This window comes from Thiobacillus sp., from assembly GCF_018780105.1.
Taxonomy (GTDB): Bacteria; Pseudomonadota; Gammaproteobacteria; order Burkholderiales; family Thiobacillaceae; genus Thiobacillus.
The window spans coordinates 25,010-51,730 of the sequence record NZ_JADMKC010000004.1 but is presented as its reverse complement, the minus strand read 5'-3'; the positions used below and the strand labels follow the sequence as shown (position 1 = coordinate 51,730).

The window sequence follows — 26,721 nt, the reverse complement described above, 5'->3', positions numbered from 1 at the left end:
CCGCCTGACTTCTCCCATGCCCAGCACCCCGTTCATTCTGGCCGCCATCGGCTACGGACTGGCTGCGCTGGCCTATCTGGGCCTGTCGGGGCTCATCGTCGCCAGCTGGCGGCAGCGCCCGCAAGGCCGTCTGCTGGTGCTGGCCACCGGCCTGAGCGCCCTCTGGGGCACGCTGTCGATGCTGACGGCAAGCGGCTGGCTGCCGCCCCGGCTGGGGCTGATGGCCGAAGTTGCACGCAATGGCGCCTGGCTCGCGCTGCTGCTCTACATCCTGCATCTGCGCCTGCCGCAAGGCGCGTCCATGCCCACGCCACTGCGACTCATCGCCGTGCTGGGTGGCGCGCTGGTACTGGGCCTGCTGCTGATCAGCGCCGCGCCCGCGATCGTGCCCCTGCAAGCGATGCAAGTACGCTGGCTGGGCCACATGGGACTGGTGCTGCTTGCCGTCATGGGGCTGGTCCTGATCGAGCAGGTCTATCGCAGTTCGCGTCCTGAGGACCGCTGGGCCATCAAGTTTCTCTGCCTCGGCCTCGGCGGCCTGTTTGTCTACGACTTCTATCTTTACGCCAATGCCGCCCTGTTTGGCGCGATCGATCTCCGGGTATGGGCGGCGCGCGGCTATGCCGCTGCCCTGATCACGCCGCTGATCGCCGTCTCGGCCGCACGCAACCCGCAATGGTCTGCGCCGGTCGGGCTGTCGCGCAGCATGGCCTTCCACACGGCCAGCCTGCTCGCCGCCGGCGTCTATCTGCTTCTGATGGCCAGCGCCGGCTATTACCTGCGACTGTTCGGCGGCGAGTGGGGCGACGTGGTGCAGACCGTGTTCGTTTTCGCCGCCGCCATGCTGCTGGTGCTGCTGATGTTTTCCGGCACCCTGCGCGCGCGCCTGCGGGTATTCCTGTCCAAGCATTTCTTCAGCTACCGCTACGACTACCGCGAAGAATGGCTCAAATTCACCCGCACCCTCACCGAAGGCCGGCCTGGCGAGCAACTGTGCGAGCGCGCAGTCGAAGCGCTGGCCAAGCTGCTTGAAAGTCCGGGCGGCGCACTGTGGATGCGTGAAAGCCCCGGCAGCTACCAGCGCGCCAGCCACTGGAACTGGGCCGACATTCAGGGCGCCGAGCCGGCCGATTCCGAATTCGTGCAATGGCTCACCCGCACCCAGTGGGTGATGGATCTGGACGAAATGCAGACCCGCCGCGACCTCTACGGCGAGCTCAACGCGCCGGTCTGGCTGCAGCAGACCGCCGACGCGTGGCTGGTGGTGCCATTGTTGCTGCACGACGAACTGCTGGGCTTTGTCGTGCTGAAACATTCGCTGGGCAAAATCAGTTTCAACTGGGAAGTGAGCGACCTACTCAAGGTGGCGGCGCGTCAGGCAGCCGCACATCTGGCGCAAATGCGCGCATCCAATGAACTCATCGTGGCGCGCCAGTTCGAATCGTTCAACCGCACCACCACGTTCGTCATTCACGATCTGAAAAATCTGGTCGCCCAGCTCTCGCTGCTGCTGGCCAACGCCGAAAAGCACAAGGACAACCCCGAGTTTCAGGCCGACATGCTGGACACCGTGGACAACGCCGTCACCCGCATGAACAAGGTGCTCAGACAATTGCGCCGCGACGGCAACCCAACCCGCAACCACCCGGTCAGCCTGACCGATATCCTGAACGACGCGGTGGCCAGCAAACAGGCGTTCAAGCTGCGCCCCACCCTGATATTGCCGCCCGTTGAATTGCGGGTCAGCGCCGAACCCGAACGCCTCACCCGCGCCATCGGCCATCTGCTGCAAAATGCGCTGGAAGCGACCCCGCCGAACGGCAGCGTGACCTTGCACGCATTCGAGGAAGCCGGGCAGGCGATCATCGAAATCACCGATACCGGCAGCGGCATGGACGAGGAGTTCATCCGCACCCGCCTGTTCCAGCCCTTCGATTCGACCAAGGGCGCAGGCATGGGCATCGGCGCCTACGAATGCCGGGAAACCCTGCGCGCACTCGATGGCAACATCGAAGTCAGCAGCACCCCCGGGCAGGGCACACGCTTTCGACTCAATTTACCGCTGGACAACGACTCTAAAGGAGACGCCGCATGAGCGACGCCAAACCAAAAATACTGCTGGTCGAAGACGACCCCGGCTTGCAAAAGCAGCTCAAGTGGAGCTTGGGCGATTACGAACTGGTGGTCGCCGACGACCGCGACAGCGCCATCACCCAGCTGCGTCGCCACGAACCCGCGGTGGTGCTGCTTGACCTCGGCCTGCCGCCGGATGTCGACGGTGCAACCGAAGGACTGGCCACCCTGCAGCAGATCCTGGCGCTCGTCCCGACCACCAAGATCATCGTCGTCACCGGCAATCTCGATCGCAGCAATGCCGTGCAGGCCATCCGCCTGGGCGCCTACGACTTTTTCCAGAAGCCGTTCGATCCCGACACGCTGGCGCTGATGATTGCCCGCGCGCTGCACGTGCATGCGCTGGAAAGCGAAAACCGCATGCTGCTCGCGAAGCAGAGCGGGTCGGCGCTGCGCGGCCTGATCACCAGCAGCGACTCGATGCTGAAAATCTGCCGCACCGTGGAAAAGGTCGCCCCGGCCAATGTCACCGTGCTGCTGCTGGGCGAGTCTGGCACCGGCAAGGAAGTGCTGGCGCATGGCGTGCACGATCTTTCGCCGCGCGCCGGCAAGCGCTTCGTCGCCATCAACTGCGCGGCGATTCCCGACACCTTGCTGGAGTCCGAACTGTTCGGCTATGAAAAAGGTGCCTTCACCGGCGCCGCCAAGCAGACCGCCGGCCGCATCGAATACGCCAACGAAGGCACCCTGTTCCTCGACGAAATCGGCGACCTGCCGCTGCCGCTGCAGGCCAAATTCCTGCGTTTCCTGCAGGAACGGGTGATCGAACGGCTGGGCGGACGCGGCGAAATCCCGGTCGACGTACGCGTCGTCTGCGCGACTCACCGCGATCTCACCGGCATGATCAAGGAAGGCAGCTTCCGCGAAGACCTGTACTACCGGCTCTCCGAAATCACCGTCAAAATCCCGCCGCTGCGCGAACGTCCCGGCGACGCTGTTTTACTCGCACAAGCCTTTCTCGAACGCAACGCGCAGGAACTCGGCCGCAACATTCGCGGCTTCAGCCCCGACGCGCTGAATGCGCTGGAGAGCCACGCCTGGCCGGGCAACGTGCGGGAACTGGAAAATCTGGTCAAGCGCGCCACCATCATGGCCGACGGCACCCAGATCACCGCCAGCGATCTCAGTCTCGAACCCGGCCATGCCGACCCGCAACCGCTCAACCTGCGTCAGGCGCGCGAAAACGCCGAACGGCAGGCCATCACCCGCGCACTGACCCAGACCGACAACAGCGTCGCGCAGGCGGCCGAACTGCTGGGCATCACGCGCCCGACCCTGTACGACCTGATGGCCAAAATCGGCCTGAAATAAGCACGCTTCCTTCCATTCACACGCGCCTCCGGAGCCCCCATGCCCCCGTCTCCTCCCGCCTCACGCCTGCTGCTCGCCCTGATACTGGGCGCCAGCCTGTTGACCGCCTGCGGCGGGGAGGACAGCGCCACGCTGGTAAAAGAAGCCCAGCTGAAAATCGCTGCCGGGGATATCAAAGCCGCGACGATCCAGCTCAAAAACGCCATCGATCAGGACGACAACAACGCCGAAGCGCGTTTTGAACTGGGCAAGCTCTATCTTGCCCAGCTCGATCTGGCCAGCGCGGAAAAAGAGTTCCGCCGCGCCCGCGAGGCCGGCATCGCTGCCGGCACCGTCAATCCGCTGATTGCCCGCACGCTCCTGATGCAGCAGGAATACCAGCGCATCCTCGACGAACTGCCCGCGCCCGGCGACAGCAGCAACGAGGCCGCAACCCTGCTCGCGCTGCGCGCCACAGCCGAACTCGGACTACAACGCGCAGACGACGCCCGCAACACCCTGAAACGGGCGCAGCAGATCGCCCCCGACAATCCCTGGGTGCATCTGGCGCTGGCCCAGCTCGCCCTGGCGGACCGCGATCTCGCCCTGGCGATGCAGGAGACCGATCAGGCGCTGCGCCTCGACCCCAAACATGAAGATGCCCTGATCATGAAAGGCGACCTGCTGCGCGCCAGCGGCCAGGAGACCGAAGCCATTGCGGCTTACCGCGAAGTCATCCGGCTGAACCCGCAAAACAGCAACACCCGGCTCGCCTTGGCCGGCATCGCCATCAAGCAGAACCAGTTGAGCGAGGCCCGCAAGCACGTCGACGCTGCGCTGAAAATCACCCCCAACAGCCTGCAGGCGCGCTACACCGAAGCCCTGATCGATTTTCAGGAAAAGAAAACCGGACGTGCGCGCGACCACCTGGCCGCCGTGCTCAAGACCGCGCCCGATTTCGTCCCGGCACTGCTGCTCGGCGGCGCGATCGAGTTCGCGCTCGGCAACATGCAAACCGCCGAAGCGCATCTCAACAAGGTGATCAAGGCCGCGCCGGGCAATGTGTATGCGCTGCGCCTGCTGGCAGCCGCACAATTGCGCCTCGGCCGTCCGGATGACGCGGAGCGCACCCTGGCGCCTGCGCTGAAGGCCGCGCAGGTGGATGCCGGCGTGCTGGTTGTGGCCGGCGAAATCGCACTGGCCCAAAAGGATTTCCCCAAGGCTTCGGGCTATTTCGAACAGGCCGCCCGGCTCAGTCCCGGCAGCGCCGACATCCGCACCGAACTCGGCATCTCGCGTCTGGCGCAGGGCGACGCCCGCGCGCTGGGCGATTTGCAAAGCGCGTCCGACATGGCGGGCGGCGGCAGTCGCGCGGATAGCGTCATCATCCTCGATCAGCTCAAACGCAAGCAGTTCGATGCGGCCCTTGCCAGCATCGACGCCCTGGAAAAGAAACAGGCGGCCACCCCGCTCTCCTGGAATTACCGGGCAGCGGCCTATCTGGGCAAACGCGACAACGCCCGCGCCCGCGAAAGCCTCAGCCAGGCGCTCAAACTCGACCCCGCATTTTTCCCGGCGGCAGCCAATCTGGCGCAGCTCGACCTGCAGGACAAACAGCCTGCCGCCGCACGCCAGCGTTTCGAGGGCATTCTCAAAGCCGACCCCAAGCACCTCAACGCCATGCTGATGCTGGCCGAGCTGGCGCAGCGCGAGCAGGATGAAAAAGCCTATGTCGCCTGGCTGGAAAAAGCCGCCAGCGTTCATCCGCAGGCGCTGCAGCCGCGCATCGCGCTGGCGCGCTACCTGCTTGCCAAAGGCGACCGAAACAAGGCGCTGAGCGTCGCCCGCGAAGCCGTGAATGCCCAGCCGGACAACGCGGCCGCACTTGAATTGCTCGGCACCACCCAGCTATCGCTCGGCGACACCGCCAACGCGCTCAACAGCTACCGCAAACTGGTCGAACGCCAGCCCGGCAAGGCCGAGCCGCTGGTCAAGCTGGCGGGCGCGCAAATCGTCGCCAAGGATTTCGCGGGCGCACGCAAGACCCTGCAGGATGCGCTGCGGATCCAGCCCGATCTGCTGGATGCGCAAGTCATGCTGGTCGGCGTCGATATCCAGGGCGCCCGTCTGGATGACGCCCTCAAGCAGGCCCGGCAGGTGCAGCAGCAAAAACCCGCCAACCCGGCCGGCTACGTGCTGGAAGGCGACGTTGCCTATGCGCGCAAGGATTACCCCGCTGCGCTCGCCGCACTCGAACGCGCCCAGCAGCTGGCTCCGTCAGGTGCCCTGCTGGCGCGCCAGTTGAAAGTGCTGAGTGCAATGCAACGCCCCAAAGAAGGCGAGAAGCGTCTTGCCGCCTGGCTCGCCACACAACCGAAAGACACCAGCAGCCGCGCCGTGCTGGCCGAAAGCCTGATCAAGCGCAAACAGTTTGCCGCGGCCAGCGAACACTATCTGCTGCTCAACGCCAGCAACCCGAACAACTTGCTGATTCTCAACAATCTGGCCTGGGCGCTCTTCGAAAGCGGAGACAAGCGCGCCGCGACCTATGCCGAGCAGGCACTCAAGCTGGCGCCCAACAACCCGGCTGTGATGGATACGCTGGGCTGGATCCTGGTGCAACAGAAACAAACCGCGCGCGGCATCAAGCTGCTGCAGCAAGCGCTGAGCAAATCCCCCGATGCAGCGGAAATCCAGTACCACCTGGCGGCAGCCTACGCGCAGACCGGCGATACCGCGCGGGCGCGCAGCGAACTCGAACGCCTGCTGGGCAACGGCCTGGCGTTCCCGCAGGAGGCCGAGGCACGCGCCCTGCTCCAGCAACTGCAGGCCAGGGCGCGCTGACACCCCAATTTACTTGCGCAAGCTGTCGCGAATCTCGCGCAGCAGCACCACATCTTCCGGCGTGGCCGGCGGCGCGGCAGGCGCTTCGGCCTGCTTCAACCGGTTCATCTGGCGCACCAGCAAGAACACGATGAAAGCCAGGATGATGAAGTTGAGCAGGATGGTGAGGAAGCTGCCGTAGGCAAACACCGGCACGCCGGCTTTCTTGACTTCCGCCAGCGTCGCACCGACGCCCTCCGGCACGCTGCCCAGCGCGATGAACAGGTTGGTGAAATCGAGCCCGCCGGACAGGGCGCCGATGATCGGCATGACCAGATCGTTGACGACCGAGTCGACGATCTTGCCGAAGGCCGCGCCGATGATGACGCCGACTGCCAGATCCATCGCATTGCCCTTGACTGCGAACTGCTTGAATTCCGACATGAAGCTCATTGCTTTCTCCCTGAAATTTGAACGGAAATGCCAGGCCGATGGTAATCGTTGAGGCAAGCTGGCTCCAAGCCTTCATGTAAATTCTCATCTGCTTGGTGGGTGTTCCCGACACGGGTAAAATGCCCCTCCTTATGCGTATCGGTTCCCACCTCCTCAAAAACCGTCTGGTCGTCGCCCCCATGGCCGGGGTGACCGACCGGCCGTTCCGCCAGCTTTGCAAAAAGCTGGGCGCCGGCATGGCGGTGTCCGAGATGGTGACCTCGAACTCGCTGCTGTATGGCTCGGCCAAGACCGCGCGACGCGCCAACCACGAAGGCGAAGTCGATCCGATCAGCGTGCAGATCGCCGGCGCTGACCCGGCGATGCTGGCGGAAGCCGCGCGTCACAACGTCGACCGCGGCGCCCAGATCATCGATATCAACATGGGCTGCCCGGCGAAGAAGGTGTGCAACGTGATGGCCGGCTCCGCGCTGCTGCAGGATGAAGCGCTGGTCGGCCGCATCCTCGATGCCGTGGTCAAGGCAGTGCCCGAGGTGCCGGTGACGCTGAAGATCCGCACCGGCTGGGATCGCGAACACCGCAATGCACTGAACATTCTCAGGATCGCTGAGAACGCCGGCGTGCAGGCGCTGGCGATGCACGGCCGCACCCGCGCCTGCGGCTACACCGGCGACGCCGAATACGACACCATCCGCGCGGTGAAAACTGCCGCGCGCATCCCGGTCATCGCCAACGGCGACATCACCACGCCGGAAAAAGCGAAATTCGTCCTCGAATACACCGGCGCCGATGCGGTGATGATCGGCCGCGCCGCGCAGGGGCGGCCGTGGATCTTCCGCGAGATCGAGCATTTCCTGAACACCGGTGAACACCTGCCGCAGCCTGAAGTGACGGAAATCCACGCCGTGCTGCTCGAACACATCCACGACCTGTACGCGTTTTACGGCGACGTCACCGGCGTGCGCGTCGCACGCAAGCACATCTCCTGGTATACCCGTGGGCTGGTCGGCAGCAGCGCGTTCCGCCACACGATGAACCAGCTCGACTCGGTGGCCGAACAGCTCGGCATGGTCAACGACTACTTTTCCCAGGCGGCACGGGCCGACAGTCGCCTGCGCTACGAAACCGCCAGCGACGCCCCCACCGAATTCCGCAGCGCAAGCAGTCTTCACAGTCAGACCACGCAAGATTTGCCGCCAGGTTCACGGCTCGCGGCATAACAGGGAAGAATAATGATCGAAGAAACCGAAATCGCCGCCTGCATGCGGCGGTCGCTCAACCGCTATTTCAAGGACCTCGACGGCGAGACACCGAGCGAGATCTACAACATGGTGCTGGGCGCCATGGAAAAGCCCCTTCTCGCCTATATTCTCGACCGCTCCGAAGGCAATCAGACCCGCGCCGCCGAAATGCTCGGCATCAACCGCAACACCCTGCGCAAGAAAATGCGCGAATACGGTCTCTCCGAATAAGCCGCCCCTCCCTCACCGCTTCCTGCCCACCACCCCATGAAAATCCAGCGCGCCCTCCTCTCGGTTTCCGACAAAACCGGCCTCGTCGAATTTGCCCGCGCGCTTGCCGCCCAAGGGGTCGAACTGCTGTCCACCGGCGGCACAGCCAAGGCCATCCGCGACGCCGGCTTGCCGGTGATCGACGTTGCCGACTACACCGGCTTCCCCGAGATGCTCGACGGCCGGGTGAAGACGCTGCATCCGAAAGTCCATGGCGGTATCCTGGCGCGGCGCGACCTGCCCGAACACGTCGCTACCATGAACGAACACGGCCTGCCCTACATCGATCTGGTGTGCGTGAACCTGTATCCGTTTGTTGCCACGGTGTCGAAGCCGCACACGCTCGATGACGCGATCGAGAACATCGACATCGGCGGCCCGGCGATGGTGCGTTCCTCCGCCAAAAACTACCGCTTCGTCGCCATCGTCACCGACCCCGCCGACTACCCGCTGCTTACCACCGAAATGCAGGCCAACGGCGGCGCGCTGACGGACGTCACCCGCTTCGGTCTAGCGAAAAAAGCTTTCACCCACACCGCCGAATACGACGGCCATATCAGCAACTACCTCACCGCGCTGAACGCCGACAACGAACGCGAGGCGTTCGGCGGCAAGCTCAACCTGCAGTTCACCCGCGCGCAAGTCTGCCGCTACGGCGAGAACCCGCATCAGGCCGGCGCGTTCTACGTCGAGGCCAACGCCCCGGCCGGCACCATTTCCACCGCGCGCCAGATCCAGGGTAAGGAACTCAGCTACAACAACATCGCCGACACCGATGCGGCGCTCGAATGCGTGAAACTGTTCGACACCGCGCCCGCCTGCGTCATCGTCAAACACGCCAACCCGTGCGGCGTCGCCTACGGCACCAACCTGCTCGACGCCTACAACCGCGCCTACCAGACCGATCCCGAATCGGCTTTCGGCGGCATCATCGCCTTCAACGGCCGCCTCGATGGCGCGACCGCTGCTGCCATCGTCGAGCGCCAGTTCGTTGAAGTCATCATCGCGCCCGAAGTCAGCCCCGAAGCATCCGCCGCCGTCGCCGCGAAGAAAAACGTGCGCCTGCTCGAATGCGGCGCGTGGTCCGGTTCTGTCGCCCAGCTCGACATGAAACGCGTGGCCGGCGGCCTGCTGGTGCAGGACGCCGACATCCTGCTGCACGGCGAACTCAAAACCGTCACCACCCGCACCCCGACCGCGCAGGAAATGGACGACCTGCTATTCGCCTGGCGCGTCGCCAAGTTCGTCAAATCCAACGCCATCGTCTACGTCAAGGATCGCATGACGGTCGGCGTCGGCGCAGGCCAGATGAGCCGCATCAACTCGGCCCGCATCGCCGCGATCAAGGCCGAACACGCCGGCCTGCCGGTGCCCGGTTCTGTGATGGCGTCAGACGCCTTCTTCCCCTTCCGCGACGGCATCGACCAGGCAGCCGCAGCCGGCATCAAGGCGGTGATCCAGCCCGGCGGCTCGATGCGCGACGACGAAGTCATCGCGGCCGCCAACGAACACGGCATCGCGATGGTGTTCACCGGAACGCGGCATTTCCGGCATTGATTTTTGGTAAGCGGTGAACGGTGAGCAGTGAGCGGAAAAAACACCTCACTCCACCCACCGCTCACCGCTTACCCCTCACCGCTCACCTCCTTATGAAAATCCTAGTCATCGGCTCCGGCGGACGCGAACACGCACTGGCGTGGAAGCTCGCGCAATCCCCCCGCGTTTCAAACGTCCTCGTCGCCCCCGGCAACGGCGGCACCGCAACCGAGGACGGCCTGATCAACGTACCGTTCACCTCGATCCCCGACCTGCTTGAATTCGTGCGCAGCGACAGCGATATCGCGTTCACCGTGGTCGGCCCCGAAGCGCCGCTGGCGGCGGGCGTGGTCGACGCGTTTCGCGCCGCCGGGCTGCGGATTTTCGGCCCGACCCAGGCAGCCGCCCAGCTCGAAAGTTCCAAGGATTACGCCAAGCAGTTCATGGCGCGCCACGGCATCCCGACCGCGGCGTTCGGCACCTTCACCGATACCGCCGCGGCCCACGCCTACATCGACCAGCACGGCGCGCCCATCGTGGTGAAAGCCGACGGCCTGGCTGCAGGCAAGGGCGTGGTCGTCGCAACCACGGCGGACGAGGCCCACGCTGCGGTCGACGCCATGCTGTCCGGCAACAGCATGGGCGAGGCCGGCCATCGCGTGGTGATCGAGGAATGCCTGCTCGGCGAGGAAGCCAGCTTCATCGTCATGGTCGACGGCGCGCACGTGCTGGCACTGGCGTCGAGCCAGGATCACAAACGCCTCGGCGATGGCGACAGCGGGCCAAACACCGGCGGCATGGGCGCCTATTCGCCAGCGCCCGTGGTCACGCCGGAACTGCATGCCCGCATCATGCGCGAGGTGATCCACCCCACCGTCGCCGGCATGGCCGCCGACGGCATCCGCTACACCGGCTTTTTGTACGCCGGCATCATGGTCGGCGCCGACGGCGCGCCCAAGGTGCTGGAATTCAACTGCCGCATGGGCGATCCGGAAACCCAGCCGATCATGATGCGGCTGAAAACCGATCTGGTCGTGCTGATGGACGCCGCCATCGACGGCACGCTCGACCAGGTCGAAGCCGAATGGGACCGCCGCACCGCGCTGGCCGTGGTGCTGGCCGCAGCAGGCTATCCGGATGCGCCGCGCAAAGGCGACGTCATCGGCGCGCTGCCCGCCGCAGCTGACGATCTGCACGTCTTCCACGCCGGCACTGCCGCGCAGGACGGCGAGACCGTGGTGAGTGGCGGCCGCGTGCTGGCCGTCACCGCGCTGGGCGACAGCGTCCGCATGGCGCAAGCCCGCGCCTACGAGGCCGTCGCCGCGATCCACTTCGATGGCATGCAGTTCCGTCGCGACATCGGCTGGCGCGCGCTGGATCGCAAAAAGTAAACGGTGAGGCGTGAGCGGTGAGCGCTGAGGCAGCCGAACTGCGCGCGTATCTCAAGCGCGGCGGGCTCATTGCCTACCCTACCGAATCCTGCTTCGGCCTCGGCTGCGATCCGCGCAACCCGCGCGCCCTCAAACGCCTGATCCGCCTCAAGGGCCGCAGCGCCGCCAAGGGCATGATTCTGATTGCCGACCACCTCAAACGACTGCTGCCCTTCATCCGCCCCCTGCGTCCGGCCGAGCGGACGCGCGTCCAGTCCGGTTGGCCCGGCCCGGTCACCTGGGTGGTGCCGGCTGCCGCCACCTGTTCGCCGCTGCTCACCGGCGGGCGCGGCACGCTTGCGGTTCGCGTCACCGCCCATCCGGTTGCTGCCCGGCTGTGCCGTGAACTGGGCATGGCGCTGGTCTCCACCAGCGCCAACAAAAGCGGCCGACGCGCCGCGCAAACTGCGGCACAATGCAGCAGAATGTTCGGCGCGCAGGTACGCGTGATCGATGGCCGCATCGGTACGCGCCGCCGCCCCTCCACCCTGATCGACCTAGCCAGCGGAACCACGCTTCGCCCCTGATGACCTCTCCGACCTTCGATACCGCCGCCGTCAAAACCTATCTGCTCGACCTGCAGGCGCGCATCGTCGCCGCACTGGAAACCGCCGACGGCCTGCCCTTCCGCACCGATGCCTGGCAACGCCCCGAAGGCGGCGGCGGCATCTCGCGGCTGATCGAAGAAGGCCAGGTGTTCGAACGCGGCGGGGTGAATTTCTCGCATGTACTCGGCAGCCAGCTGCCGCCGTCCGCCAGTGCCCACCGTCCGGAACTGGCCGGCCGCCGCTGGGAAGCCATGGGCGTGTCGCTGGTGCTGCATCCACGCAATCCCTACGCGCCGACGGTGCATATGAACGTGCGCTGCTTCGTCGCGATGAAGGAGGGCGAGGCGCCGGTGTGGTGGTTCGGTGGCGGCATGGACCTGACGCCCTATTACGGCTTCGAGGACGACGCGCAGCACTTCCACACCACCTGCAAGCGCGCGCTCGATCCGTTCGGCGCCGACCTGCATCCGCGCTTCAAGGATTGGTGCGACCGTTATTTTTTCCTCAAGCATCGTAACGAACCGCGCGGCATTGGCGGCGTGTTCTTCGACGACTTTGCCGAGGGTGGTTTCGAGCACGCCTTCGCCATGACGCAGAGCGTGGGCGATGCCTTCCTCGCCGCGTATCTACCCATCCTCGAACGCCGCAAAGACAGCCCGTACGGCGAACGCGAACGCGATTTCCAGGCCTACCGACGCGGTCGCTATGTCGAATTCAACCTGGTGTACGACCGCGGCACCCTGTTCGGCCTGCAGTCCGGCGGCCGTACCGAATCCATCCTGATGTCGCTGCCGCCGATCGTGAAATGGCGCTACGACTGGCATCCCGAACCCGGCACGGCGGAAGCCCGCCTCTACTCCGACTTTCTTGTTGCGCGCGACTGGATCTGAGTCATCCTAAAAACCGCAGTTGACCGCTCATTTCTCTCGTAAATACCGCATGAATAAAAAATTGAACGCCTTCGATCTCATTCACCCATGCGGTGAGTCCGCTACGTGCCCGAGGGCACGCCTGCTCGTGCGCCTGCCTTTGTCGCGCCTCTTTGCGGGCCCCGGCCCGCAGCGTCGTTGCTTCGCGGCAGACACCCGATCAGACGCACCCTCGGGCGCGTCCAACTGTGGTTTCTAGGATTATGAGAAAAACCCCGCGTCGCATCCTCATTGCATTGGGCGTTCTGCTGCTGCTGATCGCCGCCACCGCCCTGATCGCCTGGGAACTGCTGTCGTCAGCGCTCGAAGCCAAGTACCTGGTCAAGACCGCACAAAAAATGACCTGGCAGATGCAGCCGGGACCGTCCAAGCGCATCCGCTATCCCGGCGACGGGCCGTATGACGTTCGTCTCGGCTACCACACCCTGCCAGCCTACCTGGAGCGACTCGACCAGGCCGGCTGGAAAATCGACGAGCAGGCCAAGATCAGCATCCAGATGGAGCGGGCGGACGACCTCGGCCTGTTCATGCCCTATCAGGAAAAAGACCAGGCCGGCCTGAGCCTGCTCGACAGCGACGGCAAGCTGCTCTACCAAGGCAAGCACCCGACCCGCGTCTACGAGCGCTTCGAGACCATTCCCGCGGTGCTGGTGCAGTCGCTGCTCTACATCGAAAACCGCGAATTGCTGACCGAGCAGTTTCCCACCCGCAACCCGGCGGTGGAATGGGACCGTCTGGCGCAAGCCCTGCTCGAAAAAGGCATCAGCCTGATCGACACCAACCGCAACGTGCCCGGCGGCAGCACCCTGCCGACGCAGATCGAGAAATATCGCCACTCGCCCGAGGGGCTGACTAACAACATGACCGACAAGCTGCGCCAGATGGGCAGCGCCAGCCTGCGCGCCTATCTCGACGGCCCCAACACCCTGCCGATGCGGCGCAAGACCGTGATGGCCTATCTCAACACGGTGCCGCTTGCCGCGGCGCCGCGCTTCGGCGAAGTCAACGGCATCGGCGACGGCCTATGGGCGTGGTACGGGCTGGATTTTGCCGCCATCAACAAGACGCTGAACGGCAAACCCTCAACCCGCAACGATGCCTATGCCAGCGCACTCAAACATGCGTTGTCGCTGATCGTGGCAGAACGCCGCCCGTCGTATTACCTCGCCGCCAACCGCAAGGCGCTCGACGCCAGCACCGACGACCACCTCGACCTGCTGGCCAACGCCGACGTGATCACGCGCGAACTGGCCAACCAGGCCAAGCAGGTCAAGCTGCGCAGCACCAAACAGCGCACCGATCCGCCGCCGCCGCGCTTCGTCGACCAGAAGGCCACCAACGCGCAGCGCATCCGCGTGGCGCAGCTGCTGGGCGAGAAGCGGCTGTACGACCTCGATCGCCTCGATCTTCAGGTCAACACCACCATCAACCAGCCGGCACAGAAGATCATCAGTACCTATCTGCAAAGCCTGTCGAGTCTCGAGGCTGCGCGCGCCTCCGGGCTGGTCGGGCATCGCCTGCTGCAGCCCGAAAACCCGCTGGGCGAGGTGATCTACAGCTTCACGCTGTATGAGAAAACGCCGCTCGGCAATGCCCTGCGCATCCAGGCCGACAACCTCAACCAGCCATTCGACATCAACAGCCAGGCGCGCCTCGACCTCGGCTCCACCGCCAAGCTGCGCACCCTGACCACCTACCTGGAAATCATCGCGCGGCGGCATGCCGAATACCGCACGCTCGACAATGCCGCACTCAAGGAAAAGGCCCAGCCGCGACGCGATGTGCTGTCGCAATGGGTGGCCGAGCGCCTGCTCGCCAACCGCAAGGAAAGCCTTGCGGTCACGCTCGACGCCGCCATGGGCCGACGCTACTCGGCCGCGCCGGAAACCTTCTTCACCGGCGGCGGGCAACACACCTTCTCCAACTTCGACAAGAAGGACAACAGCCGCGTCATGGACGTGTGGGAGGCGACCCGCAATTCGGTCAACCTGGTCTACGTCCGCATGATGCGCGACATCGTGCGCTACTACGTCAGCGCCACCCCAGGCGCGGTTGCGCATATTCTCGACGATACCGGCAATCCGCTGCGCCAGACCTACCTCAAGCGTTTTGTCGACCAGGAAGGCCGCGTCTTCATCAGCCGTTTTTACAATCGCCACAAAAAGCAGACTGCCGCGCAAATGGCCGACGACCTGTATGGCCGCGTGCGCCTCAACCCGCGCCGCTTCACCTCGGTATTCCGGTATCTGGAGCCGCAGGCCCGCCTTGAGCAATACGTCGCGGCCTTGCACAAGCATCTGCCCGCCAGCACAAGCCTGAGCCAGAACACCCTGGAATCGATGTACAAAGCACATGCCCCCAACGCCTACAACATGGCCGATCGCGGCTACGTCACGCAGATCCACCCGCTCGAACTGTGGGTGGTGAAGACCCTGCGCGCCGCACCCAAAACCAGCCTCGGCGAACTGTACGAACAGGGGGGTGAGGTGCGCCGCGAGGTCTACAACTGGCTGTTCAAGACCAGCCGCACCCAGACGCAGAACATCCGCATCCAGTCGCTGCTCGAAGTCGAAGCCTTCGACCGCCTGTTGGTGGACTGGAAGCGTCTGGGCTATCCGTTCGACAACATCACGCCGTCCTACGGCACCTCGATCGGCAGTTCGGGCGACCGCCCGGCGGCGCTGGCCGAACTGATGAGCATTCTGGTCAACGACGGTGTGCGCAAACCCATGGTCAGCCTCACCCACATGCATTTCGCCGCCCACACGCCGTTCGACACCAAACTGTCGCGCAAGCCCGGCCAGGGTGAGCAACTGCTGCCGCCCGAACTGGCGCAAACCGTGCGCCGCGCGCTGGCAGGCGTGGTCCAGAACGGCACCGCGTCACGCCTGTCGGGCGTGCTGAAGGATGCGGCCGGCAACCCGCTCACCATCGGCGGCAAGACCGGTACCGGCGACCACCGCTTCCAGCGCTTCGGTCGCGGCGGCCAGTTGCTGGAATCGCGCGTGGTCAACCGTACCGCCACCTTCGCCTTCTATCTGGGCGACCGCTACTTCGGCACCCTGACCGCACTGGTTCCGGGCGAACAGGCCGGGCAATTCGTGTTTACCAGCTCGCTCGCCACGCAGATCCTGAAAACCCTGCTGCCGCAGCTGCAGCCGCATCTGTATCCGCTGCCGCCGGAACCGGCCAAACCGATCCCCGTGCCCCGCGACGACAGCAAGCCCGCCAAGGCTACGGTGACCGAAGCGCCCGACGACACCACCAGCAAGGTCGACGTTCCGGTGCAGGAACCGCCCCCCACGCAGGGCGGTTTCCCCGAAGACCTGGAGCCGCTCGCGCCGGCGGCACCCGCCGCGCCACCGGCGCCTGCCGCTGCACAGCCAGAGCCGGCGCCGACTGCTGCGCCCGAGCCTCCGGCAGCGCCGGTGCCGCCCGAGCTCCCCGCGCCCACGACGGCGCCGTGAAGCTGGCTGTCGCCCGTAAATCGGATATGCTGAGACTATGCCTACCCTCAAGCTGCAAGACGTCCATCCACTGATCCAGCACGCGCCTTCCGACGCCGGCAATGTCAGCGTGCCCGCGCTGCGCGTGCTATCGGAAATCACCACCAGCCTGTCGACCGATGCCAATGTCGAACAGCTGCTGGGGCGTTTCCTGTCGACCATGATCCGGCTGGCCGGTGCGCAGGCCGGCGCGGTACGCGTCATCACCGACGACCGCACTCATTTAAGGTTGATCGGCTCGGTCGGCCTGCCACCCGAAATGGTCGAGCACGAAGCCATCGTCAGCGTCGATTGCGGGGTGTGCGGCAAGGCAGCGCGCGAAATCACCACCAGCAGCTGGAACAATGTCGCCTTCTGCAAAAAGCAGGCGAACGACGCCTATTTCAGCGGCAGCTGCAAAACCGTCGTCGCCGTCCCGCTGATGCACAAAAACCAGGTCATGGGCGTTTACAACCTGTTCCTCGATGAAGGCCACACCGTGCCCGAAGACGTGCGCATGCTGTTCCGCTCGATCGGCGAACACCTCGGCATTGCGCTGGAAAATGCCCGCCTGACCCGCGAGAACATGCGCATCTCGCTGATGAACGAACGCCAGATGCTGGCCAACCAGATCCACGATTCGCTGGCGCAGACGCTGGCCTACGCCAAGATGCGGCTCACCGTCTTGAGCGACGCGATGCGCCACGAGGACTACCCCAAGGCCAACCGCTACCTCGGCGATGTCGAAGAAGCCGTCGATCTGGCCTACGCCGATCTGCGCGACCTGATCACGCAATACCGCGACCGCATCAACCCGCGCGGGCTGGTGCCGGCGATCCAGGAACTGGCCAAGAGCTTCCGCAAAAAAGCCAATGCCGACGTCGATTTCCTCAACCTGGTGCAGGACGTTTCGCTGACCCCCGACGAGGAAATCCAGGTCTTCCACATCATCCAGGAATCGCTCTACAACATCGCCAAGCACGCGCGCGCGCGCCACGTCGTCATCACCTTCGATCTCGAGGAAGGCCAGTACATCGTCAACGTCGCCGACGACGGCGTCGGCGTGCAGCGCAAGAACGACGAATCGTCGACCATGGGCAAGAGCTTCGGGCTGACCATCATGCGCGAGCGCGCCGCCAAGCTTGACGGCAAACTCAAGGTGGAAAGCCGTCCCGCCGGCGGCACCGTGGTACGCCTGGTGTTCCCGCGGCGCCCCGGAAACCAGCCCCCAGCCGAGCACGAGCAGCCCGGCCGCAACCTATGAGCCAGACCCGCATCATTCTCGTTGACGACCACACCCTGTTCCGCAAAGGGCTGGCCGAGCTGCTTGAGCAAAGCGGCCAGATCGAAGTCACCGCCTTCACCGGCAATCCGGGCGAGGTCAGCATGCTGCTGCACGCCCACCGCCCCGACGTGCTCATCCTCGACCTCAACATGCCCGGCATCGACGGCATCACCCTGATGCAGCAACTGCGGGCCGAGGGCTACACCCTGCCGGTACTGATCCTGACCTTGAGCGAGGCCGAAGACGATCTGGCGCGCGCCCTGCGCGCAGGGGCAAACGGCTATCTGCTGAAAAGCATGGAACCCGACGAAGTGGTAGACGCCATCCTGCGCGCCCAGCGTGGCGAAACGGTGGTTGCCCTGGCGATGACCGCCAAGCTGGTCAAGCTGTACGACCAGAAGGACCAGCGCAAGGGCTCGCTGCTCGATTCACTGACCCCGCGCGAAAGTGAAATCCTCACCCATCTGTCGCGCGGCGAGAGCAACAAGGCCATCGCCCGCACGCTCGACATCAGCCACGACACCGTCAAACTGCACGTGCGGCACATCCTGGCCAAGCTGAATCTGTCCTCGCGGGTGGAAGCAGCGGTATTTGCAGTCGAAAACCGAGTCGCGCCGGGGCGCGACAACACCTGAAGGCCCGCTTACGCGCCTGCGGCTTTCAGCCAGTCACGCCACAGTTCGAACAGCTCCGGACTGGCCGAAGCCACCACCGAACGCTCCCAGATGTTCGCCGTATCGAAGCTGCCGCTCAAGCTGGACAGCCGCCCGCCGGCCTCTTCCAGAATCAGCGCGCCGGCTGCGTAATCCCACAGCTTTTGCCCGCCGTGCACATAGATGTCGAAACGACCCGCCGCGGTGTAGCACCAGTCCAGCGTGCTGGCGCCGAAGTTGCGCTGCGAGGCATACGGCGGCCATGAAGCCAGCCGCCCGGCAAGCTCGCGTTTGATCCGCTTCATTTCCACCCCGGCCAGCGCGCGCTTGAGCTCCGTGGCCGCCGGCCGCAGTGGCAGCGGCGTGCCATTGAGATGGGCGCCCTTGCCGCGTTCAGCGCTGAACATTTCATCGGCGATCGGATCGTAGATCACGCCGAGCTGGCGCTCGCCCTTGTAGAGATAGGCCACCGAAACGGCAAAATACGGCACCCCGGCCACGAAGTTGGAGGTGCCGTCGATCGGATCGACGCACCACATGCCGTCGCGCCCGGCGTTCCAGGCGTCGTGCTGCTGCTGCTCGGTCATTTCCTCGCCCAGCACCGGCACGTCGCGGATCAACGGCAGCGCCTGCTCGAGCGCCGCCTGCGTCGCTGCGTCCGCCTCCGTAAACAGGCTGCCGTCGGCCTTGTGGCTGTGCGCCACCTTGAGAAAGCGCGGGCTCACCTCGCGCTGTGCGATTTCCCGGACCAGGGCTTTGACGTCTTCAAGCACGGTCAGACCCGCACGCAATAACAGTACACAAATTCCTGCTCCTTCCCTGTCGGGGTGTGATGGATTTCGGTTTCATGCCTGATCAGACGAAAGGGCGCGCCAAATTCAGCATGCAGCGCGTCGGGCGCATAGCGCACCACCTCCAGCCCCGAGCATTGCAGCGGCCCGCCGGGGCCGAATGTCGCCACGATGACGTGGCCGCCCGGCTTCACGCTTTTCAGAACCGTTTCCACATAGCGTGCGCGATCGGCCGGGTCCGTCAGAAAATGAAACACCGCACGGTCGTGCCAGACATCGTAACGCGCGGCGGGTAGCAGCTCAGCCTGCGTGATGTCGGCTGCGATCCATTGCACTGGCTGAGCGCGTACGCCCAGCCGCTGGCGGCTGGCGGCCAGCGCCGATTCAGCCAGATCAAGTACGCTCAGATTGCGATAGCCGGCGTCGAGCAGATCATCCACCAGCACCGAGGCGCCGCCGCCGACGTCGATGATGTGCGCATGGATGTCGGTGCAGCCCTGGATCAAGCGCAGCGACGACGCGGCGTGTGGCTGAAACCAGCTGACCGCGTCGGTCGCCTTGTGGTGGTAAACCGACTCCCAGTGCTGACGATTGTCGACCATGTCATTCCCCTTTCCATTTGATCGAGCACCCCATGCTGGGAATCTGCTCGCTGGGCCCGCGCTGGCTGACAGCGATGTCCTTCATCGCCTCGAACAGATCGCGGCGCACGCCCTCGGGCGCGGTTTCCTTGCGCGATTCGTCGAAACGGCCGCGGTACTGCAGTTCGTAATCGCGATTGAAACCAAAGAAATCCGGCGTGCATACCGCACCGTAGGCCTTGGCGACCTGTTGCGTAGCGTCGATCACGTAGGGAAAGGGGAAATCGAATTCCGTCGCCACCGCTCTCATGTTGTCGAACGAATCCTCGGCATATTCGGTCGGATCGTTCGACATGATGGCGATGGCGTGAATGCCATGCCGCTTGAGTTCGGCGAGGTCGCGCACCAGGCGCGGGCGGATGGCTTTCACGTAGGGGCAGTGGTTGCATATGAACATCACCAGCAAACCATTCGCGCCCATCGCATCGTGCAGTCTCCACTGCCGGCCATCCACGCCGGGGAGGCTGAAATCGGGGGCCTTCCAGCCAAAATCGCACACTGGGGTGAGCAGGGAAACCATGACGTGCTCCGCAGAAAATTGGGACAACACCGGCATAATAACAAGATGTCCACGCCGCGTTTTTATCTCGACCAGCCGCTCGCTCCGGGTGCCCGTTTCAACCTGCCGCCAGGCCCCGCACGCCATGCGGCACGGGCGCTGCGGCTGGCGGTGGACGACACCGTCGTTCTGTTCAATGGCTGCGGCGGCGAATACAACGCGCGCATCGAGCGCATCAACAAAGATGAGGTCGCGGTCAGCCTCACCGGCTTTGCCGATGTCGAACGCGAATCGCGCCTGCACGTGATGCTGGCGCAAGGCATTTCGAGCGGCGAGCGGATGGATTACACCCTGCAGAAGGCGGTCGAACTCGGCGTCGCGGCGATCCAGCCGATCGCCGCCAAACGCAGCGTGGTCAAGCTGTCGGGCGAGCGCGCCGACAAGCGGGTGGCGCATTGGCAGGGCGTGGTCGCCAGCGCCTGCGAACAGTGTGGGCGCAATCAGGTGCCGCCGGTCGGCGCCCCACTGACGCTGGCCAACTGGCTCGCTCAGGCAGAAGGACGCCTGCTGTTTTTATCGCCGCTCGCCGACGCACGGCTGGCGGACCTGCCTGCTCCCAGCGCCAGCGATTGTCTGGTAGCGGGCCCCGAAGGCGGCTTCGAGGCAGACGAAATCGCCGCCCTGCACGCGGCCGGCGCAATCCCGGTGCGCTTGGGCGCACGCATCCTGCGTACCGAAACCGCCGCGCTCGCCGCGCTCGCCGCCATGCAAACCCTGTGGGGCGATTTTTAATGGTGGCGCCCGTTCAAATTGCGGCCATGAAAAAACCGGGCAAACGCCCGGTTTTTTCATGGCCGCAATACGCTCAGGGCCGCAGGTAAGCGTAGCCCTGCTGCTGGCGGCGCATGATTTCCACCACACCCGACGGAACAAAGCCCGCTTTGGGATTGATGTCGGCCGGTTCAACTTTACGGTTGCGCATGGTGTTCTGGCACGCTACCACTTTCACGCCAGAATCGACCATTTCGCCAATGCGATTGGCCACTTCGGATTCCAGCTTCAGCATTTCAAGGCCAGGGCCGAAGGCCACCACTTCGATGTCGACTTTGTCGGCGCCGATATCTTTCTGTATGTTTTTGGCGTTGTTCAAAGCCAGATTCCAGGCGGCCGCGTCATTCTGGCTCACCTGGATCACGACCTTTTCTTTTTCCACCGCCAGAACGGCAGTCGACATACCCAAGGACCCCAGCACCAGCAGGCTACCCAGCACTGCACGCTTCACGACCTGTTTCATGATTCTCTTCTCCTGATAATTTTGATGAACGGATGTTATCTAAGCACCAATTAATCAAGCAGGCAATAGTGCATTCAATCCATTTATCCGACACTTGAAACAGGCTCAAGACCGCGCCATCAGGGCAATTTGGTATCCTTCGCGTACAAAAATTCAAATTCAGGTTACCTGCCTTGAAAGACACCGCTGATTTCGTTCACTGGTTTCGCTCCGCCGCGCCCTACATCCACGGTTTTCGCGGCAAAACTTTCGTTATTGCATTCGGCGGCGAACTGGTGGCCGACGGCGATTTCGTGCAGCTGGCGCATGACGTCAACCTGTTGAACAGCCTGGGTGTGCGCCTGGTGCTGATTCATGGCGTGCGGCCCCAGGTGGAAGCGCGGCTGAACGAAAACGGCGCCGCGATCCGCTACGTCGAAGGCTTGCGCGTCACCGACGACGCTGCGCTGGCCTGCGTCAAGGAAGCGGCCGGCACGGTGCGGGTCGAAATCGAAGCGCTGCTGTCGCTGGGACTCGCCAACACGCCGATGGCGGGCGCAAGCATCCGCGTCGCCTCGGGCAATTTCGTCACCGCGCGGCCGCTCGGGATACGCGATGGCGTCGACCTGCTGCATACCGGCGAAGTCCGCAAAATCGATGCCGCCGCAATCCGCAGACGGCTCGACCAGCACGACATCGTGCTGCTGTCACCGATCGGCTATTCCCCCACGGGCGAGATTTTCAACCTGAGCCTGGAAGACGTCGCCACCCAGGCGGCGGTGGAACTGGCCGCCGACAAGCTGATTTTCCTGATGGACACCGAAGGCGTACCCGACAAGGCGCGCACCATCCACAACACCCTCACCGTCAACGAGGCGCGGCAGGTGCTGGACAAGTCGCGCAAGCTACCGGAAGACGTCAGCTATTACCTGCCCTGCGCGATCACCGCCTGCACCGGCGGCGTCAAACGCGCCCACCTTATCAGCCGCCACCGCGACGGCGCCCTGTTGTCCGAACTGTTCACCCGCGAGGGCGTTGGCACACTCATCACGCCGGCGCCGCTGGAAACCCTGCGCGCGGCCACCATCGACGATGTCGGCGGCATTCTCGGCCTGATCGAACCACTGGAGCGCGAAGGCATTCTGGTCCGCCGCTCGCGCGAACGGCTGGAAATGGAAATCGACCGCTTTCTGGTGCTTGAATCCGACGGCGTCATCGCAGGCTGCGCCGCGCTTTATCCGTTTCCCGAAGAACTGGCCGCCGAACTCGCCTGTCTGGCGGTCTCTGCCGAGTTTCGCGGACGCGGCTTTGGCGACCTGTTGCTGGCCGGAGCCGAGCAACGCGGCAAGAAGGCCGGCTTCAAACGGCTGTTCGTGCTGACCACCCGCACCGAGCAGTGGTTCGAAGAACGCGGCTTTATCGACAGCAGCCCCGACCAGTTGCCGCATGGCAAGCAGGCCTTGTACAACTACAAACGCCGCTCGAAAGTACTTGAAAAGGCTATCTAGTGGTCCGCTTTCGAAATAGGGGGACAAAATGAAACGGATGGATTTTTTCGCAGGGCAAGGCGCGAGGAGGCGACATAGCTGGCTCTATGGCAACGACGAGCAACGCCGCCATGCGGAAAAAGACGCCGTTTCATGTTCCAGTATTTCGAAAGCAGGCCACTAATATGAATCACCCGGAGCCTGCGATGATTCCAGCAAGCCAGCATTTTCTATGTACAGGCCCAGCCCACTCCGCGCGCCGCATCGCACTGTGCGTCCTCGGGCTGCTGTTCGGCCTGTTCGCCCTGCGCCCAGTCTGGGCGGCCGAAGCTCCGCCGCTGGTATTGGGAATATTCCCCAATACCACTGCCAAGCAGATCGTCGAGACCTATCGTCCGCTGGCGAACGCGCTGGAAAAAACCCTGCAGCGACGCGTCGAAATCTATAGCGCACCCAATTTCAAATCCTTTGTCGATCGCACGCGTCAGGGCGAATACGACCTGCTGCTCACCGCCCCCCACTTTGCCTGGCTGGCACGCCAGGATGCGGGCTATCGTCCCCTGTTCAAATACGCCGAACCGGTACGCGGCCTGCTCGTCGTCAAATCCAGTTCGTCTTACCGCGAAGTGGACGCGCTGCGCGGCCGCACCATTGCCATTCCCGACCCCCTGGCCGTAATCGTGCTGGCCTTGCAGGCCGAGCTGGCCGAAAACGGGCTCAACAGCGGCAGCGACTTCCGCACACTCAATGCAGACACGCACGTCAACGCCGCCATGCAGGTCGTCAAGGGCCGCGCAGATGCGGCCATGGTGGGGCAGCTTCCCTTCTTGCTGTTCCCACCCGAAGTGCGACGCCAATTGCACGTTCTGCTGGAAACCCCCCCGTTATCCAGCCTGACCTATCTGACCCATCCGCGCATCCGCGAGGCTGACGTGCAAGCCATCCGCAAAGGCCTGCTGGCATTTGCGGCCACGGCCGAAGGCCAGGCCTTCCTGAAAAAAGGCGGCTTCGGCGGCTTCAGCCCGCTCAACGGCAACGAACTGAATGCATTCCGTCCCTACGCATTGCAGACCCAGAAAATGCTGCAGGGCGCGCAATGAAAAGCTGGCTGGATCAACTCTCCCTGCGCTACAAGCTGACCTTTGCCGCACTGGCAGTAGAAGGCATCATGCTCGCCTTCCTGATCGGCAACGGCATGCAGTCCACCAACCGCGAACTGCAGCAACAGGGTGAACAACGCGTCACCGAATTGGCCAAAATGCTGAGCGTTGCACTGCAGGCACCGCTGTCGCAGCAGGACGACGCCAGCACCCGCGACATCATTGAAACCCTGCTCGATAGCAACGGGCTGAAAATGATCGAGGTGCGCGACAGCCGCAACCGCATCGTGCACCAGGTCGGCGCCGACGACGCCGACGCAGATTTTCGGCGACAGATCCCGATTGAACTGGCCGGCCAGCGCTACGGCGAAGCCATCCTGGTGTTGTCGGGCAGGTTCATTGAGGAGGCGCGCGCCCGCTATATCCAGCAAAGCCTGATCATCGCCGCGCTCGCCCTTTTGCTGACCAGCTTGCTGCTCGCCCTGAGTTCCAGCTGGGTGATCCGCCGCTTTACCTTGCTGACCCGCGCCAGCAAGCAAATGGCACAGGGCGACCTCAACATCAAGCTGGCAGGCGAAGGGGGCGACGAAATCGGCCAGCTGATCGCCACCTTCAACAGCATGGCCGAATCGGTTCGCGTCAACGTCGAGCGGGCGCGTGAAAACGAGGCACGCTTCCATGCCATCGCCGACTACACCCACGACATCGAATTCTGGCTGGCGCCCAACGGCAAACTGCTGTGGATCAACCCATCGGTCGAGCGCATGTTGGGCTTCAGCGTCGAGGAATGCATGGCGCTGGCAAGCTTTCCCTCGGACATCATCCATCCGGAAGACCGCGCCGCCGCCGAATTCCAGATGCGCCAGTCGCTGCGTGGCTCGGCCGGGCAGGGCTATACCTTCCGCATCTGCCGCAAGGACGGCGGCCATTTCTGGGCAATGGCGAACTGGCAGCCGATCCACGATGGCAACCACGTGTATCAAGGCTTGCGTGCCAGCATCCACAGCATCGACGACATCAAGGCAACCGAGGCCGACCTGCGCCATGCGCTCAATGAGCTGCGCATGGCGGAAACCCTGCAGCGCAAGTATCTGGAAGAAATCGACCAGGAGCGCGCGCGCCTGGTGTCGCTGCTGTCGGCGATGAATCTGGGCATCCTGTTCGTCGCCGCCGATGGCCGCGTGGTGTATCACAACCCGGCGTTCAACCACACCTGGATGATCGACGAAAGCATCGAACTGATCGGTCTGCCGGTGCACGACGCGCTCGCCAAATCGAACTCGGCGCTGGCACGCCCCGACCACTTTTCGAACCATCTGCTGTCCGTGCTGGAAACCCGCGAGATATCCGACAGCTTCGAAATCGCAATGACCGACGGCCGCGTCATTACCGAACTCGACTATCCGGTGCGCGATCGCGACGGCCATTTCATCGGCCACCTGTGGGTGTACGAAGACATCACCCGCGAACGCCAGACCGCAGAACAACTGGTCTATCTGGCCGAGCGCGACGCGCTGACCGGGCTCTACAATCGCCACCGTTTCCAGCAGGAGCTGACCCGCACCATGCTGGAGACGGACCGCCATTTCATTCCGTGCGCGGTGATGTTCTTCGACCTCGACGAATTCAAGACCATCAACGACACCTACGGTCATCGTGCCGGCGACGCCCTGCTGATCCGGGTGGCGGGCGAGGTCAGCGCACTGATCCGGCGCAACGAAGTGCTGGCACGCCTCGGCGGCGACGAATTCGCAGTGCTGCTGCCCGCGGCGCAGGGCAACGAAGCCGAAGCGCTGGCAGACCGCGTGATCCATGCCGTTTCGCAAATTCCCTTCCGCTTTGAAGGCCGCAACCTGCGGGTCACTGCCAGCCTCGGTATCGCCTATTACCCGACACACGCCGCTGACGCCGACGAGTTGGTGGCGCGCGCCGACATTGCGATGTACCAGGCCAAGCAGGCCGGCAAAAACACCTGGCGCGTATTCCGCGCCGACCTCGAGGCGGACACCGAAATGCGCAACCGCCTGTCGTGGAGCGAACGCATCAGCAACGCGCTCGAAAAAAACCTGTTCGAGCTCCATTTCCAGGGTGTCTACCGCACCGACGACCGCGCCCTGTCGCACCTGGAAGCGCTTATCCGCATGGTGGACGAGCGCAACCCGGACCAGCTCATCATGCCGGCGCATTTCATCCAGCTGGCCGAAAAGAGCGGCCGCATTCTCGACATCGACCGCTGGGTGATCGGCACGGTGGTGCAGATGCTGGCGAACAATCCGGGCATCCCGCCCATCGCTGTCAACCTGTCCGGACGCTCGCTGTCCGAGCCTTCGCTGCCGCAGTACATCAGCGAAAGCCTGCGCACCCGCAGCGTCAATCCCAGCCGCCTGATCGTCGAGATCACGGAAACCGCCGCGGTGTCCGACCTGCACGACGCGCAGCGCATGATCGAGGCCCTGCGGCAAATGGGCTGCGGCATCAGCCTCGACGATTTCGGCGTCGGCTTTGCCTCGTTTGCCTACCTCAAGCACCTGAAAGTCGACACCATCAAGATCGACGGCATGTTCATTCGCGACCTCATCAGCGACCCCGACAATCAGGTCTTCGTACAAGCCATGGTCAGCGTTGCGCTTGGCTTGGGCAAATCGGTGGTGGCGGAATACGTCGGCGACGGCAAAACCCTGTCGCTGCTGCGCCAGTTCGGCGTCGACCTGGTGCAGGGCTACTACCTCGACAAGCCGGTTCGCAAACACCCCGCCTTACAGGATTTGATCGAGTAGGCAAGCGTTCCCGGGCGCGGCGCACGCGCGTGCCCGACAGGGCGCAATGGTAAAATGCCGCGCTTTTCCCGCCATTC

The 26,721-nt window shown here is 64.0% G+C and carries 21 protein-coding genes; 16 read left to right on the top strand and 5 right to left on the bottom strand.

Going from position 1 to position 26,721, the window contains the following annotated elements:
- Nucleotides 1-16: 16 nt before the first annotated feature.
- From prsK to prsT, 3 genes are read left to right on the top strand one after another with little or no spacing between them, the layout of a single operon-like run.
- Nucleotides 17-2,095: an XrtA/PEP-CTERM system histidine kinase PrsK gene (gene prsK, locus IV098_RS03385; RefSeq protein WP_296886399.1), complete on the top strand. Its 2,079-nt coding sequence runs from the start codon at nucleotides 17-19 to the stop codon at nucleotides 2,093-2,095.
- Nucleotides 2,092-3,444 (top strand): PEP-CTERM-box response regulator transcription factor, encoded by a 1,353-nt coding sequence (gene prsR / locus IV098_RS03380; protein ID WP_296886398.1) that lies wholly within the window; start codon nucleotides 2,092-2,094, stop codon nucleotides 3,442-3,444. The genes prsK and prsR overlap by 4 nt, the downstream gene beginning before the upstream one ends.
- 39 nt (nucleotides 3,445-3,483) lie before the next feature.
- Nucleotides 3,484-6,267, top strand: a complete 2,784-nt coding sequence (prsT, locus tag IV098_RS03375) for an XrtA/PEP-CTERM system TPR-repeat protein PrsT (protein WP_296886397.1) — start codon at nucleotides 3,484-3,486, stop codon at nucleotides 6,265-6,267.
- Nucleotides 6,268-6,276: 9 nt separating this feature from the next.
- Here prsT and mscL read toward each other — a convergent pair whose 3' ends face one another.
- Entirely contained in the window at nucleotides 6,277-6,699 is a 423-nt protein-coding gene (mscL, locus tag IV098_RS03370; protein ID WP_296886396.1) for a large conductance mechanosensitive channel protein MscL, read from the bottom strand.
- Nucleotides 6,700-6,830: 131 nt separating this feature from the next.
- On the opposite strand from mscL, the gene dusB reads away from it, so the two are divergent.
- From dusB to IV098_RS03325, 9 genes are all read left to right on the top strand, one after another.
- Nucleotides 6,831-7,919 (top strand): tRNA dihydrouridine synthase DusB, encoded by a 1,089-nt coding sequence (gene dusB, locus IV098_RS03365; protein WP_296886567.1) that lies wholly within the window; start codon nucleotides 6,831-6,833, stop codon nucleotides 7,917-7,919.
- A 12-nt stretch (nucleotides 7,920-7,931) separates the two neighbouring features.
- On the top strand, nucleotides 7,932-8,171 hold the full coding sequence (locus tag IV098_RS03360; RefSeq protein WP_296886395.1) for a helix-turn-helix domain-containing protein: 240 nt from the start codon (nucleotides 7,932-7,934) through the stop codon (nucleotides 8,169-8,171).
- Nucleotides 8,172-8,207: 36 nt separating this feature from the next.
- Nucleotides 8,208-9,767 carry a bifunctional phosphoribosylaminoimidazolecarboxamide formyltransferase/IMP cyclohydrolase gene (gene purH, locus IV098_RS03355; protein ID WP_296886394.1) on the top strand — a complete coding sequence of 520 codons (1,560 nt, stop codon included), beginning with the start codon at nucleotides 8,208-8,210 and terminating at the stop codon, nucleotides 9,765-9,767.
- A 92-nt stretch (nucleotides 9,768-9,859) separates the two neighbouring features.
- Nucleotides 9,860-11,137 (top strand): phosphoribosylamine--glycine ligase, encoded by a 1,278-nt coding sequence (gene purD, locus IV098_RS03350; RefSeq protein WP_296886393.1) that lies wholly within the window; start codon nucleotides 9,860-9,862, stop codon nucleotides 11,135-11,137.
- Nucleotides 11,138-11,154: 17 nt separating this feature from the next.
- Nucleotides 11,155-11,703: an L-threonylcarbamoyladenylate synthase gene (locus IV098_RS03345; protein WP_296886392.1), complete on the top strand. Its 549-nt coding sequence runs from the start codon at nucleotides 11,155-11,157 to the stop codon at nucleotides 11,701-11,703.
- Nucleotides 11,703-12,614 carry an oxygen-dependent coproporphyrinogen oxidase gene (hemF, locus tag IV098_RS03340; RefSeq protein WP_296886391.1) on the top strand — a complete coding sequence of 304 codons (912 nt, stop codon included), beginning with the start codon at nucleotides 11,703-11,705 and terminating at the stop codon, nucleotides 12,612-12,614. Before IV098_RS03345 ends, hemF begins: the two co-directional genes overlap by 1 nt.
- Nucleotides 12,615-12,856: 242 nt before the next feature.
- Entirely contained in the window at nucleotides 12,857-16,120 is a 3,264-nt protein-coding gene (locus IV098_RS03335; protein WP_296886390.1) for a transglycosylase domain-containing protein, read from the top strand.
- Between the two features lie 37 nt (nucleotides 16,121-16,157).
- Complete coding sequence (locus IV098_RS03330; RefSeq protein ID WP_296886389.1) at nucleotides 16,158-17,402, top strand: ATP-binding protein; 1,245 nt, start codon at nucleotides 16,158-16,160, stop codon at nucleotides 17,400-17,402.
- Nucleotides 17,399-18,058, top strand: coding sequence for a response regulator (locus IV098_RS03325; RefSeq protein ID WP_296886388.1), 660 nt, complete (start codon nucleotides 17,399-17,401; stop codon nucleotides 18,056-18,058). The genes IV098_RS03330 and IV098_RS03325 overlap by 4 nt, the downstream gene beginning before the upstream one ends.
- An 8-nt stretch (nucleotides 18,059-18,066) precedes the next feature.
- Here the strand turns inward: IV098_RS03325 and IV098_RS03320 are convergent, their stop codons facing one another.
- From IV098_RS03320 to IV098_RS03310, 3 genes are read right to left on the bottom strand one after another with little or no spacing between them, the layout of a single operon-like run.
- The gene (locus tag IV098_RS03320) at nucleotides 18,067-18,849 is read right to left on the bottom strand and encodes an inositol monophosphatase family protein (protein ID WP_296886387.1); all 783 of its coding nucleotides are present in this window, start codon (nucleotides 18,847-18,849) and stop codon (nucleotides 18,067-18,069) included.
- Nucleotides 18,850-18,851: 2 nt separating this feature from the next.
- Nucleotides 18,852-19,469 carry a class I SAM-dependent methyltransferase gene (locus tag IV098_RS03315; protein WP_296886386.1) on the bottom strand — a complete coding sequence of 206 codons (618 nt, stop codon included), beginning with the start codon at nucleotides 19,467-19,469 and terminating at the stop codon, nucleotides 18,852-18,854.
- 1 nt (nucleotide 19,470) lies between these two features.
- Nucleotides 19,471-20,028 (bottom strand): thioredoxin family protein, encoded by a 558-nt coding sequence (locus IV098_RS03310; protein ID WP_296886385.1) that lies wholly within the window; start codon nucleotides 20,026-20,028, stop codon nucleotides 19,471-19,473.
- A 45-nt stretch (nucleotides 20,029-20,073) separates the two neighbouring features.
- Here IV098_RS03310 and IV098_RS03305 point away from each other — a divergent pair, with 45 nt between their 5' ends.
- Complete coding sequence (locus IV098_RS03305; protein ID WP_296886384.1) at nucleotides 20,074-20,799, top strand: 16S rRNA (uracil(1498)-N(3))-methyltransferase; 726 nt, start codon at nucleotides 20,074-20,076, stop codon at nucleotides 20,797-20,799.
- Nucleotides 20,800-20,872: 73 nt separating this feature from the next.
- Here the strand turns inward: IV098_RS03305 and IV098_RS03300 are convergent, their stop codons facing one another.
- Nucleotides 20,873-21,301 (bottom strand): DsrE family protein, encoded by a 429-nt coding sequence (locus IV098_RS03300; RefSeq protein WP_296886383.1) that lies wholly within the window; start codon nucleotides 21,299-21,301, stop codon nucleotides 20,873-20,875.
- Between the two features lie 173 nt (nucleotides 21,302-21,474).
- On the opposite strand from IV098_RS03300, the gene argA reads away from it, so the two are divergent.
- The 3 genes from argA to IV098_RS03285 all read left to right on the top strand — a co-directional run bounded on the left by argA (nucleotide 21,475) and on the right by IV098_RS03285 (nucleotide 26,644).
- Nucleotides 21,475-22,788, top strand: a complete 1,314-nt coding sequence (gene argA / locus IV098_RS03295; RefSeq protein WP_296886382.1) for an amino-acid N-acetyltransferase — start codon at nucleotides 21,475-21,477, stop codon at nucleotides 22,786-22,788.
- A gap of 185 nt (nucleotides 22,789-22,973) precedes the next feature.
- On the top strand, nucleotides 22,974-23,867 hold the full coding sequence (locus IV098_RS03290; protein ID WP_296886381.1) for a phosphate/phosphite/phosphonate ABC transporter substrate-binding protein: 894 nt from the start codon (nucleotides 22,974-22,976) through the stop codon (nucleotides 23,865-23,867).
- Nucleotides 23,864-26,644 carry an EAL domain-containing protein gene (locus tag IV098_RS03285; RefSeq protein WP_296886380.1) on the top strand — a complete coding sequence of 927 codons (2,781 nt, stop codon included), beginning with the start codon at nucleotides 23,864-23,866 and terminating at the stop codon, nucleotides 26,642-26,644. Before IV098_RS03290 ends, IV098_RS03285 begins: the two co-directional genes overlap by 4 nt.
- Nucleotides 26,645-26,721: the final 77 nt, after the last annotated feature.

What these genes read in the sequence shown, in the direction of transcription:
- prsK (WP_296886399.1), top strand. Translation starts at nt 17, where the DNA reads ATGCCCAGCACCCCGTTCATTCTGGCCGCCATCGGCTACGGACTGGCT.
- purH (WP_296886394.1), top strand. Translation starts at nt 8,208, where the DNA reads ATGAAAATCCAGCGCGCCCTCCTCTCGGTTTCCGACAAAACCGGCCTC.
- mscL (WP_296886396.1), bottom strand. Translation starts at nt 6,699, where the DNA reads ATGAGCTTCATGTCGGAATTCAAGCAGTTCGCAGTCAAGGGCAATGCG.
- dusB (WP_296886567.1), top strand. Translation starts at nt 6,831, where the DNA reads ATGCGTATCGGTTCCCACCTCCTCAAAAACCGTCTGGTCGTCGCCCCC.
- purD (WP_296886393.1), top strand. Translation starts at nt 9,860, where the DNA reads ATGAAAATCCTAGTCATCGGCTCCGGCGGACGCGAACACGCACTGGCG.
- IV098_RS03310 (WP_296886385.1), bottom strand. Translation starts at nt 20,028, where the DNA reads ATGGTTTCCCTGCTCACCCCAGTGTGCGATTTTGGCTGGAAGGCCCCC.
- IV098_RS03330 (WP_296886389.1), top strand. Translation starts at nt 16,158, where the DNA reads ATGCCTACCCTCAAGCTGCAAGACGTCCATCCACTGATCCAGCACGCG.
- hemF (WP_296886391.1), top strand. Translation starts at nt 11,703, where the DNA reads ATGACCTCTCCGACCTTCGATACCGCCGCCGTCAAAACCTATCTGCTC.
- IV098_RS03360 (WP_296886395.1), top strand. Translation starts at nt 7,932, where the DNA reads ATGATCGAAGAAACCGAAATCGCCGCCTGCATGCGGCGGTCGCTCAAC.
- IV098_RS03300 (WP_296886383.1), bottom strand. Translation starts at nt 21,301, where the DNA reads ATGAAACAGGTCGTGAAGCGTGCAGTGCTGGGTAGCCTGCTGGTGCTG.
- IV098_RS03335 (WP_296886390.1), top strand. Translation starts at nt 12,857, where the DNA reads ATGAGAAAAACCCCGCGTCGCATCCTCATTGCATTGGGCGTTCTGCTG.
- IV098_RS03325 (WP_296886388.1), top strand. Translation starts at nt 17,399, where the DNA reads ATGAGCCAGACCCGCATCATTCTCGTTGACGACCACACCCTGTTCCGC.
- IV098_RS03305 (WP_296886384.1), top strand. Translation starts at nt 20,074, where the DNA reads ATGTCCACGCCGCGTTTTTATCTCGACCAGCCGCTCGCTCCGGGTGCC.
- IV098_RS03315 (WP_296886386.1), bottom strand. Translation starts at nt 19,469, where the DNA reads ATGGTCGACAATCGTCAGCACTGGGAGTCGGTTTACCACCACAAGGCG.
- IV098_RS03285 (WP_296886380.1), top strand. Translation starts at nt 23,864, where the DNA reads ATGAAAAGCTGGCTGGATCAACTCTCCCTGCGCTACAAGCTGACCTTT.
- prsT (WP_296886397.1), top strand. Translation starts at nt 3,484, where the DNA reads ATGCCCCCGTCTCCTCCCGCCTCACGCCTGCTGCTCGCCCTGATACTG.
- IV098_RS03290 (WP_296886381.1), top strand. Translation starts at nt 22,974, where the DNA reads ATGATTCCAGCAAGCCAGCATTTTCTATGTACAGGCCCAGCCCACTCC.
- prsR (WP_296886398.1), top strand. Translation starts at nt 2,092, where the DNA reads ATGAGCGACGCCAAACCAAAAATACTGCTGGTCGAAGACGACCCCGGC.